The following is a 13041-nucleotide window of genomic DNA, read 5'->3' on the forward strand; positions in this document are numbered from 1 at the left end:
CATGGCATACTGGCTGTTCAAATCCGAACCCGACGCCTTCTCCTGGGACGACCTCGTCAATAAGGGCTCGCCCGAGGAATGGACCGGGGTGCGCGCTTATGCGGCGCGCAACAACATGCGGGCAATGAAGGTCGGCGATCTCGGCTTTTATTACCACTCCAATGTCGGCAAGGAGATCGTTGGCATCTGCCGCGTGGCGGCGGAGGCGCACCCGGACTCGACCGCCGAATTGAAGGACGGCAAGGTCGTCTGGGAGTGCGTCGACATCGAACCGGTCAAGCCCTTTAAGCGCGCGGTCACGCTCGAGGAGATGAAGACGACCAAAGGGCTGGAAAAGATGTCGCTGGTCAACCAGCCGCGCCTGTCGGTGCAGCCGGTGACCGAGGACGAATGGAAGATCGTCTGCAAGCTCGGCGGCGTCTGAACATAGCTCCGGCAACATCGCACGCCGGTTCGACGCGCTAGGCAAGACCAGCGAACAGTCCTAGTTTCCCCAGGCGCGCGTGAGGGCGCGCTTATAGCGAGGGGGATATTATGTCGCATTTTGCCCTCAACTGGCTTGCCGTGATCCTGGCGACCGTCGTCAGCATGGCACTCGGCTTCGGCTGGTACGTGGGGCTGTCCAAGCAGTGGCTCGCCGCCAGCGGCCGCAAGGCCGAAGATATCGACCCGAAGGACGTTACGCCGTTCATCTGGTCGGCGGTCGTGCAGTTCGTCATGGCCTACTTCATTGCACTCCTGACCCCGGTTCTGACCGGAGAGACGACCATCGGCAACGGGCTGCTGGTGGCCGCTCACATGTGGTTCGGGTTCATCCTGACCTCGATGATCATGAACCACCGCTATCAGGGCCGGCCCTGGTCACTGACCGCCATAGACGGCGGATACCTGCTCTGCGCTCTGCTGCTGCAGGGCATCGTCATCGGGGTGTTCGGCTAAAGTCGGCCCGCGAACGGGTGGCTCAACGCCCGTTCGCTTCGATCCAAGGGGCGAGCGCTTCAGCAAGCGCCGATCCATCGCCCGCGACGGCCAATGTCTTGATCCGCGCCGTTTCGCCGCCGGCGACGGTCACGGTCGATTTCGGCACGCCGAGGCCCTTGGCAACAAGTGCGACAACGGCCGCATTGGCGCGGCCTTTGTCGGCAACGGCCTTCACCCGCACCCGCAGCACCGCCTGCCCGTCATCGCGTACCTCGGCGCCCTCGATGGCGTCCCGCCCGGCATTGGGCGTGACGCGAACGAAAAGGCTGAGCCCGTTGGGGCTGAGCCTGTAGCACTTCGGCGTGGTCACTTGCCTCAGAAGACGTTGGGATAGATGTAGTAGATGATCACCCGCTCAACGAAGAAGATGATGAGGAACAGGATGATCGGCGAGATGTCGAGGCCGGAAAAGTTCGGCATCACGTTGCGGATCGGCCGCAGCACCGGTTCCGTCAACTGGTTGAGGATGCGCCAGACCGCAGCCACGAACTGGTTGCGCGTGTTGATCACGTTGAACGAGATCAGCCAGCTCATGATGATCATGGCGAGGACCACCCACCAGTAGATCTGCAGGATCACGAGAATGACTTCGAGTACGGCGCGCATAGTCGTCTCCGGATTGGCGTTCGCAGTTATCTAATGGCTGCAATCGCTTGCGGCAAGGCCGCTGAAAAAGCCGAGCCCCGCGCGCGAGGTCGGGCGGCGGGGCTCGATGACTGACATCCGGTACGCACAACAAGTTTCCGGATAACCGACCAACTGCAGGAACCGTGCCACGAGCGTCAGGCCCGGAAATACTGGCCGACTGCACGGTTACGAGTTGTAAACCTTCGCGTTTTGCAACGAAGCGACTTGCAGGATGCAAGTCGGATCCCATTTTGCGAATGCCTATCCGATGTCCTTGATCGGCTTCCAGGTCACGAACCGATAGATGTAGATAAGGACGGCGAGGACGACGATGGCGGTCGAAACCGGATCGACCCAGCCTTCGACGCTCTCGTAGTTCTCGTGGAGGACGAAGCCGGCCGTGGTCAATATGCCGGTCCAGATGAGCGTCCCCGCCGTCGAGATGGCCAGGAATCTGGACAACGGCATGGCCGCGAGACCCGCCGGCACCGAGATCAGCGTGCGGATGGCGGGGATGAGGCGCCCGACAAAGACGGCGAGCGGCCCGTAGCGCTCGAACCAGCGCGCCGCCATGTCGATGTCGTCTTCCTGGATGGTGGCGACGCGCCCCAACCTGTTGCAGAGCCGCGTGAACCGATCGAGCCCCAGGAGTCGCGCCGCCGCGTACCAGGCCGAGGTGCCGGCCAGCGAACCGATCGTGCCGGCGATGAGCACGCCGGCGACACTGAGATCGCCGCGCGCCGCCACATAGCCGGCGAACGGCATGATGAGCTCGGACGGAATGGGCGGGAAGACGTTCTCGGCCACCATCAGGAGGAAGATGCCGGGATACCCCCACTGGACGATGACGTCGATGATCCACTCGCTCATGGCGTCCTCCCGCAGAGCTGATATCGGTTAGCCGGCCTTGGCCGCCCGCATCTGCTTCTTGCGCTCGTTGGGATCGAGGAAGATCTTGCGCAGGCGGATCGATTTGGGCGTCACCTCCACATACTCGTCGTCGGCGATGTAGCCGAGCGACTGCTCGAGCGAGAGCTTTTTGGGAGTAGTCAGCCGCACCGCCTCGTCCTTGCTGGTGGTGCGGATGTTGGTCAGCTGCTTGCCCTTGACCGGATTGACCTCGAGGTCGTTATCGCGGGTGTGCTCGCCGATGATCATGCCCTCATAGACGTCGACGCCGGCATCGATCAGCATCGGGCCGCGCTCCTCCAGGTTCCACAGGGCATAGGCGACGGCCTGTCCGTTGGAGTTGGAGATGAGGACGCCCGTACGCCGGCCCGGCAGCGGGCCCTTGTGTGGCTCGTAGGCGTGGAAGAGGCGGTTGAAGATCGCCGTTCCGCGCGTGTCCGAGAGAAGCTCGGGCTGGTAGCCGATGAGCGAGCGCGTGGGGACCAGCAGCCGCAGCCGCGTCCGCCCGGTGCCCGAGGGGCGCATCTCGACGAGCTCGCCCCGGCGCTCGGAGAGCTTCTGCACCACCGCGCCGGTGAACTCGTCGTCGACGTCGATGATCACTTCCTCGATGGGCTCAAGTGTCTGCCCGTTTTCCTGCTTGAACAGCACGCGCGGACGCCCGACGGTCAATTCGAACCCCTCACGCCGCATGGTCTCGATGAGGACGGCAAGCTGCAGTTCGCCGCGCCCGGCGACCTCGAACGAATCGTTGTCGTGGCCGCGGGTGATCTTGATGGCAACGTTGCCTTCGGCCTCACGCATCAGCCGATCATAGATGACACGCGACTGCACCTTGTCGCCTTCACGGCCGGCAAGCGGTCCGTCGTTGATGCGGAAGGTCATGGAGAGCGTCGGCGGATCGATCGGGCGCGCCGGCAGCGGCTCGCTCACAGAAGGAACCGCGATTGTATCGGCGACAGTCGTCGTTTCGAGGCCGGCAATGGTGACGATGTCGCCAGCTTCACCGACGTCGATGGGCTGCCGCTCGAGGCCGCGGAAGGCCAGCACCTTGGAGACGCGGCCCTTTTCCACTTCCCTGCCGTCACGGCTGAGGGAATGCACGGGGTCGCCGGACTTGACCGCACCCGAGAAGATACGACCGGTGAGGATGCGCCCGAGGAAGGGATTGCGCTCGATGGTGGTGACGAGCATTCGGAATTGGCCCTCTTCGACCTTGGGCTCGGGCACGTGCTCGATCACCTTGTCGAGGAGCGGAGCCATGTCGGCCTTGGGACCGTAGGGCTCGGCGGCCATCCAGCCCTGCTTGGCCGATCCGTAGAGGATCGGGAAGTCGAGCTGTTCGGAGGTGGCGTCGAGCGCAACGAAGAGATCGAACACCTCGTCGAGCACCTCGATATGCCGCTCGTCGGGCTTGTCGATCTTGTTGATGGCAACGATCGGCCGCAGGCCTTGCGCCAGGGCTTTCGACAGCACGAACTTGGTCTGCGGCATCGGGCCCTCGGCCGCATCGACAAGGATGACGACGCCGTCGACCATCGACAGGATACGCTCGACTTCGCCGCCGAAATCGGCGTGGCCGGGCGTGTCGACGATGTTGATGCGCGTGTCCTTCCAGACGAGCGAGGTGACCTTGGCGAGGATGGTGATGCCACGCTCGCGCTCGAGATCGTTGGAATCCATCGCCCGCTCTTCGACGCGCTGGTTGTCGCGGAAGACGCCGGACTGCTTTAGAAGGACGTCGATCAGGGTGGTCTTGCCATGGTCGACGTGGGCGATGATGGCGATGTTGCGCAGGCTCATGGGGGCTCGATCGTTGGCATAATCCGGAAGTGGCCTCACGGGACTGGCGTGAGCCGTCTGCGGCCGGACCATGCATTGAAAAGTCGGGGGCGCCCCGCCGCCCCTATCGGGACACATGGCGCAGTTGGCTGCCAGATAATACAGACCGGGCCGCGAAACAAGCCGGGCTTTGCGCAAGGGTGGGTTGCGGACGGCACGGATGCCGCCCGCAACCGGAGCGTTTTCAACAAAAGTGGGTAGCACTTTTGTGGTTCGAAAGCGCGACCATACCACCAGCTATTTCAAGGATCGTGGCTTGTTCTCGGCCTGCCAGAGGCCAAGGCCGAAGCCATCCGGATCCAGAAAGTCCGCACTCCAGCCGCCGGGCGCCTCCGAGACCGGCGTGACGATGGTCACACCCTTGGCAGCAAGGGATTCAACGATATCGTCGATGCCGCCGTCCGAAACCTCGAAGACGACAGCCGGCGTATCGCCGCGCTTGCCCTCCATCTCGAAGAATACCATTTCGAGCCCGTCCTCGAGCTTACCCGAGAGCCAGAAAGGCTCCGCACCCTCCTGCCGCTCGAGGGTGAGGCCAAGGGTTTCATTGTAGAAGCGTTCCGTGCGCGCGATGTCGGCGACGTAGAAGACGATGCTGGCGCGGCGAGGTCTGAAGGTCATGGGTGTTTCCCTTTTGCTGTTGCATCCTGTTGTTGCCGCGGCCCGTCGTTTCGTGAGCGCGTTACGACGAAAAGATGCCCATCGGGATCATGGGCGGCGAAAATGCCGCCCTGGCGCTTGAGCTCCGGCAGCAGGCAATTGCGGATGCGCCCGTATGCGAGATCGAGGTTGAGCCCCGGCAGCCCCGAGGGCATCTCCATACCTCGAACCCTGAGGATGCGCCTGAGCTTCGAAATGCGCTGGCGCAGCGCATCCTCCTTGAGGTCGAGGAGGTAGGCGATCTCGCGCCGGTTGTGTCCGGAAAGGGCGAGCGCAGCCACGGACTTGAGCGTGCGCGGCAGCTCCTCGATGACATGCTGGACGTCGATCGGTGCAGGCGTCGGCTCGGCCGCATCGTTGGAAAACGCCCACCAGGTGGCGTCCCGTCGCCGACGGCGGCCGGCGCTGCGTGCCGTCACCCTCGCCCGATTGCGGATGACGCCCGCGATCCATTTGAAATTGCCCGCCTCGGTGAAGTCGCTCCGGCCCAGTCGCACCGCCTCGACCAGCGCATCCTGCACCAGGTCGTCGGCCTCGTCCGGTCGGCGCGACCAGCGCTGTGCAATTGATCTCAAACGGGAATAGTGCTGCGGCCGCATGAACGATGGCGCCTCCTGTAATTGCGCTGAGATCATGGTCTCGCGCGCGGCCGGCGTCGAGGTGTCAAGAGGCCCGCTTGATGACGGTCAGCTTCTTCGACTGGTCGGAACTCAGGAGCTTTTCGAGCGCGTCCGGGATCAACGGCGGCGAGAACAGGAAACCTTGCACCTCGTCGCATCCATTGGCCCGCATCAGCTCGAGCTGCTCCTGCGTCTCGATTCCCTCGGCCGTCGTCGACATGCCGAGGCTTTGTCCGAGGCCTATGATCGCCGTGATGATGGCGAGGCTATCGCTGCGCTTGGTCAAATCGCGCATGAACGACCGGTCGATCTTGATCTTGTCGAAGGGGAACGAGCGCAGGTACGACAGCGAGGAGTAGCCCGTGCCGAAATCGTCCATGGAGATTCTCACACCCAGCTTTCGCAGCGCGTGGAGCGTCTTGAGGATCTGCTCGTTCTCGGCGAGCAGCAGGCTCTCGGTAATCTCGAGTTCGAGGCGGGTCGGCACCAGCCCCGCATCGGTCAGAGCCGATTCGACGAGCGCCACCAGGTCCCGGTGGCGGAACTGGATAGGCGAGAGGTTGACGGCAATACGCACATCGCCTGGCCAGCCGGCCGCTGCCTTGCAGGCCTCGCGCAGGACCCATTCACCGATGGTGACGATCAGGCCGGTCTCCTCGGCCACTGGAATGAACTCGACGGGCGAAATGGTGCGGCCCTCGTGATCCCAGCGCAGGAGCGCTTCGACGCAGGTGACGCGGTTCTCGGCGAGCCCCAGGATCGGCTGGTAGACGAGGCGCAGTTCCTCTTTGGCAAGCGCGGCGCGCAGCCCCGCCTCGATCGCGCGGCGCTGCTGCAGCTCGGCGTCCATGCCCGGTTCGAAGAAATGGTAGGTCGATCGCCCGTCGGACTTGGCCTTATAGAGGGCAAGATCGGCGTTCTTGATGAGGGTGTCGGTCTTGTCGCCGTCGGTCGGCGCAATGGCGATGCCGACCGAAACCCCGATATCGATCTGATGGCTGCCGATCTTGAACGGCGCGGCGATGGCCTTGATGATCCGGTCGGCGACCTTGCCTGCGTCCGCCTCGGTCGCGATCGGGCGCAGCAGCAGGGCGAACTCGTCGCCACCGAGGCGCGCCAGGACGTCCGATTCGCGTGTCGTGCCCCAGAGCCTGACCGCCGCCTGCTTGATGAGTTCGTCGCCCACCGCATGACCAAGCGTGTCGTTGACCGTTTTGAAGTGGTCGAGGTCGATATAGAGGACGGCGGCCTTTTCGCCGCGCTTGAGGCCGTCCTCGACCCCTGCCATTTCCTCGAGGAACTGGATGCGGTTGGGCAAGTCGGTCAGGGCGTCGTGCCGGGCCAGGTGCCGGATGCGCGCCTCGTTCTGGCGCTGCTCGGTGATGTCCTCGTGCGTCGACACCCAGCCACCATCCTTCATTGGATGATGCTGCATCATGATGATACGGCCGTCGAGCTCGTGGATGTTCTTGCCGTATTCGCGCCGCGCGATCACCTCGCGCCGCCAGGCTATGTATTCCTCCTTGCTGCCGCCGGTCGACATGCCGAGGTCGAAGAGGTGGGCAAGGATGTCCTCGAGCAGCGTGCCGGGCTTTATGAGGTGCTCGGGCAGGTTGTAGATCTTGGCATAGGGCTGGTTGCAGATGACGAGCCGACCCTTGGGATCGAACATGCACAGGCCCTGCGAGATGTTGTTGACCGCAGCGTCGAGCCTGATGTTCTGCCGTTCGAGCTGGAGCTTGCGCTTCTGGACGATCTCTTCACGGGCGATCTCGTCGGTCACGTCCTCATGGGTGACCACCCAGCCGAGCGCCGGCGAATAGACATTCGCGGTCTCGATAGTGCGCCCGCCATTGACGAGCTCCCGGCTCTTGTGGCGCGCGCCGCCGCGATTGGCGAGGAGCTCGGCCGAATAGGCCTCATAGAATTCCTCGGGCGTCTCTCCCGGATGGTTACCCAGCCGGTGGGACAGCGCCACCACCTCCTCGAGCGTCATGCCACGGCGGACGGCCTCGGCCGGAAATCCGTACATGTCGCGGTAGTGCTTGTTCCACATCACCAGGCGGAACTGCGGGCTCCACACGCAAAAGCCATAGGGGATGTTCTCGAGCGCCGCATCAAGGAGCAGCGCCTCGGCCATCTCGCTAAGGCTTCCGGTGTCTTCGGTCAGCACCCTGTTTCAACTCCGCTTGGCGCTTTGCGGCAAAGTTATGGTGGGGAACTTAATGTCACCTTAAGCGCCAAATGCGGAAAAACAATTGGTATTCTTGGGTTTACCGGTCGTGCATGGTGTCGCTCGATTAGGGCGGATGCAAACTCCCGCGCACAACAAAGGTGTGAAGCGCGATTTGAGTGCATCAAATCGCGCACACCCGGCGGCACCCGCCTCGTCAACGCCCGGCGCGCTTGTTGCGCGCGGCCCAGGTCTTGAGGCGCAGGCCCGAAAGCTTGATGAAGCCTTCGGCGTCGTGATGGTCGTAGGTACCCGATCCTTCCTCGAAGGTGACGAGATCCTCCGAATAGAGCGAATAGGGCGAGGTGCGCGCGACGAGGTTGGCCGATCCCTTGTAGAGCTTGATAGTCACCTCGCCGGAAACGAATTCCTGGCTCTTGTCGATCAGGGCCTGCAGCATTTCGCGTTCGGGCGAATACCAGAAGCCGTTGTAGATGAGCTCGGCATAGCGCGGCATGATCTCGTCCTTGAGATGGGCCGCGCCCCGGTCGAGGGTAATCGATTCGATGCCGCGATGGGCAACGAGGAGGATCGTACCGCCCGGCGTTTCATAGATGCCGCGCGATTTCATGCCGACGAACCGGTTTTCGACGAGGTCGAGCCGGCCGACGCCGTGCCGGCCGCCCAGTTCGTTGAGCTTCGTCAGCAGCTCCGCGGGTGAAAGCGTTTCGCCGTTGATCGAGACCGCATCGCCCTTCTCGAAACCGATGATGACGATCTCGGGCTGATCGGGCGCCTGCTCGGGGTCGGTCGTGCGCTGGTACACGTAGTCCGGTGCCGGCTGGCCCGGATCCTCGAGCACCTTGCCTTCCGAGGAGGTGTGGAGGAGATTGGCATCGACCGAGAACGGCGCCTCGCCCCGCTTGTCCCTGGGCACGGGGATCTGGTTCTTTTCGGCGTATTCGATGAGCTTGGTGCGGCTTTGCAGGTCCCATTCGCGCCAGGGCGCGATGACCCGGATCGAAGGGTTGAGCGCATAGGCGGTCAGCTCGAAACGTACCTGGTCGTTACCCTTGCCGGTCGCGCCATGGGCGATGGCGTCGGCCCCCACTTCCTCGGCGATGTCGACGAGGTGCTTGGCGATCAGCGGCCGGGCGATGGAGGTGCCGAGCAGATAAACCCCTTCATAGACCGCGTTGGCCCGGAACATCGGGAAGACATAGTCGCGCACGAACTCCTCGCGCACGTCGACGATGCGGATATCCTTGATTCCAAGCATCTCGGCCTTCTGGCGAGCCGGCTCCAACTCCTCGCCCTGGCCGAGATCTGCCGTGAAGGTGACGATCTCGCACTGGTAGGTTTCCCGGAGCCATTTGAGGATGATGGAGGTATCGAGCCCGCCCGAATAGGAAAGGACGACCTTCTTGATATCTTTCGCCATGATTGCGGTATGCTCCCAAATCTGCTTGTTGAAACGATACACCAGCCCAGGCGCAACAATCTTGCGACAACGTCACGTTTGGACGATAATTTGGCAGGATATGCCACCCCTTGCCGTAAGCGGGACGTGAAATGCCAGAAGCCATCGACGCCATCGACCGGCGCATCCTTCGCGCGCTGCAGCGCAATGGACGCATGTCCAATGTGGAACTCGCCAATGAGGTCGGCCTTTCACCCTCGCCATGCCTGCGCCGGGTGCGGTTATTGGAGGAGTCGGGCGTCATCGATCAATACGTGGCGGTGCTGAACGGGCCCAGGATCGGCCTTGGGCTGACCGTTTTCGTGCGCGTGTGGTTCAAGACCCAGGATGCCGAAATCACCCAGCAGTTCGCCGAAACCGTACGCAAATTTCCCGAGGTGGTCGAATGCTATCTGACCACCGGCGAATGCGATGCCATCATGCGGGTGGTGACGGCCGACCTCCACGCCTATTGGCGCTTCCAGGCCGACCACCTGACCCGGATCCCAAGCGTTCAGAGCGTGAAGACCGATGTGCCGATGGAAACGATCAAGCGCAGCTACGAGCTGCCCCTGCTCTAGGCAAGTCGGGGCCAGGCTTCGAGGTTGACAGGATCGTTCCGCACCCCGACAAAGGCTCTGTCCTCCTGGGTGATGGTCGCCCATGGCGGTGCACAAGTCGAGATCCTGATCATGCCCTTCTTCGTCCCCGACCTTTCGGTGATCCTCGCCTTCGCCCTCGCAAGCTTCGTGTTGGCCGTGACGCCCGGGCCGGATATGGCGCTCTTTGTTTCGCGCACCATCAACCACGGCCTCGTCCATGGTTTTACTACCATGGCCGGGGCACTGACCGGCATTGCCGTCCATACCGGCCTGGTCGCCTTCGGTATCTCGATCCTGATTGTTGCCGCGCCCGCCGCCTTCATGGTCCTCAAGATCGCCGGCGCGGTCTACCTGCTCTGGCTCGCCATCCAGGCCGTCCGCGACGGCGGCGGCGTGCTCGTTGCCCGGGCTGCCGGCCGTGAGCCTTCATTCGCCCAGAGCTATCTCACCGGTCTCGGCATCAACCTCACCAATCCCAAGGTCGCACTGTTCTTCGTGACCTTCCTGCCCCAGTTCGTCTCCGCCGATGATCCGGCTGCCGCCAGCAAGCTCTTGTTCCTTGGCGCCGAATTCGTCGTCGTATCGCTGCCCATCGTCATCGCCATTGTCTTGGCGGCCGAATGGCTGACCACGACGCTCAAGGAAAACCGCTGGGTGTCGAAAGCGCTCAACTGGAGCTTCGCGGCGGTCTTTGCCGCCTTTGCAGCGACCATCCTCTTCGCCGAGGGCCGCAAGTAAGTCGCGTCAATCCTGCCGCACCTGACTCATGATAGCCAGCGGCCGACCTTGGTTGTCGGCAAAGAACGCCATCCACTCCTCGGTGCCGTCTGCATGCCGGTGGATCATGTGCGGCGCGCCGAGGAACGTGATGCCGCGCGCCTGCATCTCCTCATGGCTCCTCACGATATCGGCGACGCGGAAATAGAGGATCGCTGCCTGCGGCGCACCGCCTTCATCGTTCGCGCTGAGCATCAGCCGAACGCCTCCGCAGTCGAAGAAGGCGAGCGTGCCGTAGGTGTAGAGGTGGGGAAGGCCGAGGACGTCGCGGTACCAGCGCTCGGCGGCCGCGATGTCCGTGACCGAGCGGGCAATCTGGCCGATAGCGCCAAAACCCTCACCTGCCTGTGGCTGCATGAGAACCCTCCCTCGGTCCTGTGCAGCCATTCTAGCGCGGATCGGAGGAAATTTCCTCTGCCCGTCTAGGCACCTCGTCAAGATCCCATTCGTAATAGGCGAAGACGTCCTCCTCGCCGGCAAAGCTGCGATAGAGCGCGTTGGCTGCGGCATTGTCCGGTTCGGTCCCGACCCAGCTTTCGCGCGCGCCCCGCTCGCGACCCCACTCGAACATGGCCGTCAGCATCGCCCGCGCGATGCCGCGCCGGAGGTAGGCATCGGCAACGCCCACCTCGTCGATATAGAGCTCGTCGACCTTGTCGGGATGCTTGTGGAGAACTGCGGCGCATTGGCCGACAACGAGGTCGCCGTCGAAGGCGAGGATGATCAGGTGACCGGGCTCGGCAAGGTATGAGGCGATCCGCTCGGGCACCACCGGTTCGTCGAAGACGCCCGCGGCGATATTGGTAAAGAGCGCAGCGTCCTGCGGGCCCATACGCTTGAGAGTGATGGTCATGCGTGACTCCTTTCGTGAAAAAGGCGTCACCGGTTATCGGATCAGACGTGCCGAAGGTTGGCCTCCCGCGTGCACCGCGCCGTTTTTTTAAGACACGCCCTAGAAGGCGATGGCGCCCTCTAGCGCGTCGCGCTCCTTCTTCGAGAGCCGCTCGCTCTCGCTTTTCAATTGCCCGCAGGCCGCAAGGATATCGCGCCCGCGCGGCGTCCTCACCGGACTCGCATAGCCGGCCCGGTTGACGATGTCGGCGAAGCGCTCGATGCGGTCCGACTTCGAGCAGCCGTAATTGGTTCCCGGCCACGGATTGAACGGGATGAGGTTGATCTTGGCCGGAATACCGGCGAGCAACCGCACCAGCTCGCGCGCGTCCGCATCCGAATCGTTGATGCCGTCGAGCATGACGTATTCGAAGGTGATGCGGCGCGCATTGGAGAGGCCGGGATAGTTGCGGCAGGCGTCGAGCAGTTCCTTGATCGGCCACTTCTTGTTGATCGGCACCAGCACGTCGCGCAGGTCGTCGCGCACCGCATGGAGCGAGATGGCGAGCATCACCCCGATCTCGCGCCCGGTCGGCTCGATCTGCGGCACGACGCCCGAGGTCGAGAGCGTGATGCGGCGCTTGGAGAGGCTCATGCCGTCGCCGTCCGAAGCGATCAGCAGCGCGTTTTTGACGTTGTCATAATTGTAGAGCGGCTCGCCCATGCCCATCATCACGATATTGGTGATGGCGCGACTGTCGCCTTCCGATCCGCCCGAACCGCGCGGCGCCGGTACCAGGCCGCCGTCGTCCGGGCGCGTCCCGCCCGGAAAATCTCCGAGCCGTTCGCGCGCCATCAGCACCTGGCCGAGGATTTCACCGGCCGTGAGATTGCGCACCAGCTTTTGCGTGCCGGTGTGGCAGAACGTGCAGGTCAGAGTGCAGCCGACTTGTGAGGAGACGCAGAGCGTGCCGCGATCCTCTTCGGGAATGTAGACGGTCTCGACCTCGACCGGTGGCAACAGGGGTGCCTGAGGATCGCGGAAGCGGAAGAGCCACTTGCGTGTACCGTCCGAGGAGACCTGTTCGGAGACGATCTCGGGCCGGTCGATGACGAAGGTGTCGGCAAGCAGCGCTCGAGTCGCCTTGCCGATATTGGTCATCGCCGTAAAGTCGGTGGCACCGTTGACGTAGAGCCAGTTCCAGAGCTGGCTGGCGCGCATGCGCGCCTCCTTCTCCCCTATCCCCGCCGCAGTGAGCGCCTGCGCCAGCTCGGGCTTCATCAGCCCGACAAGCGACGGCCGGCCCTTCGGAATGGGACGCCTGGCGACGGCTTGGTCGAGATCGAGAGCGATGCTCATGGCAACGGGTCCGGCTAGCGCAACGTGCGAAAAGAGCCTGTCCCGGATTCGATCCGGGATGGGTACCGGCTTTTCGCAAAAAACGTTGCGACGATAAATACCCAGAGCCGGTACTCGGATTCCATCGGAGTACATAAGCTCTATGCGGGAGAACGAGCCGCGCCCCTTATCATAGGACGCAGGTCAAGGCAAAGTCACGG

15 protein-coding genes are annotated in these 13041 nt (G+C 63.1%); 4 read left to right on the forward strand and 11 right to left on the reverse strand.

From position 1 onward, the window contains the following. The first annotated feature begins 1 nt into the window (after position 1). Entirely contained in the window at positions 2–424 is a 423-nt protein-coding gene (locus QQK18_RS08480) for an EVE domain-containing protein (protein WP_284339874.1), read from the forward strand. Positions 425–534: 110 nt separating this feature from the next. After that, positions 535–939 (forward strand): DUF1761 domain-containing protein, encoded by a 405-nt coding sequence (locus tag QQK18_RS08485; RefSeq protein WP_284339875.1) that lies wholly within the window; start codon positions 535–537, stop codon positions 937–939. 22 nt (positions 940–961) lie between these two features. Here the strand turns inward: QQK18_RS08485 and QQK18_RS08490 are convergent, their stop codons facing one another. The 8 genes from QQK18_RS08490 to QQK18_RS08525 form a co-directional block, all read right to left on the reverse strand. Then, positions 962–1291, reverse strand: a complete 330-nt coding sequence (locus tag QQK18_RS08490) for a DUF167 family protein (protein ID WP_284339876.1) — start codon at positions 1289–1291, stop codon at positions 962–964. Between the two features lie 5 nt (positions 1292–1296). Continuing rightward, entirely contained in the window at positions 1297–1587 is a 291-nt protein-coding gene (locus QQK18_RS08495) for a YggT family protein (protein ID WP_284339877.1), read from the reverse strand. Positions 1588–1869: 282 nt separating this feature from the next. Continuing rightward, positions 1870–2478, reverse strand: coding sequence for a DedA family protein (locus QQK18_RS08500; protein ID WP_284339878.1), 609 nt, complete (start codon positions 2476–2478; stop codon positions 1870–1872). A 27-nt stretch (positions 2479–2505) separates the two neighbouring features. Beyond that, a complete protein-coding gene (typA, locus tag QQK18_RS08505; RefSeq protein ID WP_284339879.1) occupies positions 2506–4320 on the reverse strand; it encodes a translational GTPase TypA in 1815 nt (604 codons plus the stop codon). A gap of 276 nt (positions 4321–4596) precedes the next feature. After that, on the reverse strand, positions 4597–4980 hold the full coding sequence (locus QQK18_RS08510) for a VOC family protein (RefSeq protein ID WP_284339880.1): 384 nt from the start codon (positions 4978–4980) through the stop codon (positions 4597–4599). After that, positions 4977–5618 (reverse strand): RNA polymerase sigma factor, encoded by a 642-nt coding sequence (locus QQK18_RS08515; protein WP_284339881.1) that lies wholly within the window; start codon positions 5616–5618, stop codon positions 4977–4979. The genes QQK18_RS08510 and QQK18_RS08515 overlap by 4 nt, the downstream gene beginning before the upstream one ends. A gap of 64 nt (positions 5619–5682) precedes the next feature. Beyond that, positions 5683–7812 (reverse strand): putative bifunctional diguanylate cyclase/phosphodiesterase, encoded by a 2130-nt coding sequence (locus QQK18_RS08520; protein WP_284339882.1) that lies wholly within the window; start codon positions 7810–7812, stop codon positions 5683–5685. A 217-nt stretch (positions 7813–8029) separates the two neighbouring features. After that, complete coding sequence (locus tag QQK18_RS08525; RefSeq protein ID WP_284339883.1) at positions 8030–9253, reverse strand: argininosuccinate synthase; 1224 nt, start codon at positions 9251–9253, stop codon at positions 8030–8032. Between the two features lie 131 nt (positions 9254–9384). Between QQK18_RS08525 and QQK18_RS08530 the strand changes: the two genes are divergently transcribed. Further along, entirely contained in the window at positions 9385–9852 is a 468-nt protein-coding gene (locus tag QQK18_RS08530) for an Lrp/AsnC family transcriptional regulator (protein WP_284339884.1), read from the forward strand. A gap of 24 nt (positions 9853–9876) precedes the next feature. After that, positions 9877–10611 (forward strand): LysE family translocator, encoded by a 735-nt coding sequence (locus tag QQK18_RS08535; RefSeq protein WP_348523216.1) that lies wholly within the window; start codon positions 9877–9879, stop codon positions 10609–10611. A gap of 6 nt (positions 10612–10617) precedes the next feature. Here QQK18_RS08535 and QQK18_RS08540 read toward each other — a convergent pair whose 3' ends face one another. The 3 genes from QQK18_RS08540 to rlmN all read right to left on the reverse strand — a co-directional run bounded on the left by QQK18_RS08540 (position 10618) and on the right by rlmN (position 12841). Further along, on the reverse strand, positions 10618–11007 hold the full coding sequence (locus QQK18_RS08540) for a VOC family protein (protein WP_284339885.1): 390 nt from the start codon (positions 11005–11007) through the stop codon (positions 10618–10620). Positions 11008–11038: 31 nt separating this feature from the next. After that, positions 11039–11503, reverse strand: a complete 465-nt coding sequence (locus QQK18_RS08545; protein WP_284339886.1) for a GNAT family N-acetyltransferase — start codon at positions 11501–11503, stop codon at positions 11039–11041. A gap of 99 nt (positions 11504–11602) precedes the next feature. Further along, positions 11603–12841 (reverse strand): dual-specificity RNA methyltransferase RlmN, encoded by a 1239-nt coding sequence (gene rlmN / locus QQK18_RS08550; protein WP_284339887.1) that lies wholly within the window; start codon positions 12839–12841, stop codon positions 11603–11605. Positions 12842–13041 lie beyond the last annotated feature (200 nt).

This window comes from Devosia nitrariae (assembly GCF_030160115.1).
GTDB classification, from domain to species: Bacteria; Pseudomonadota; Alphaproteobacteria; order Rhizobiales; family Devosiaceae; genus Devosia; species Devosia nitrariae.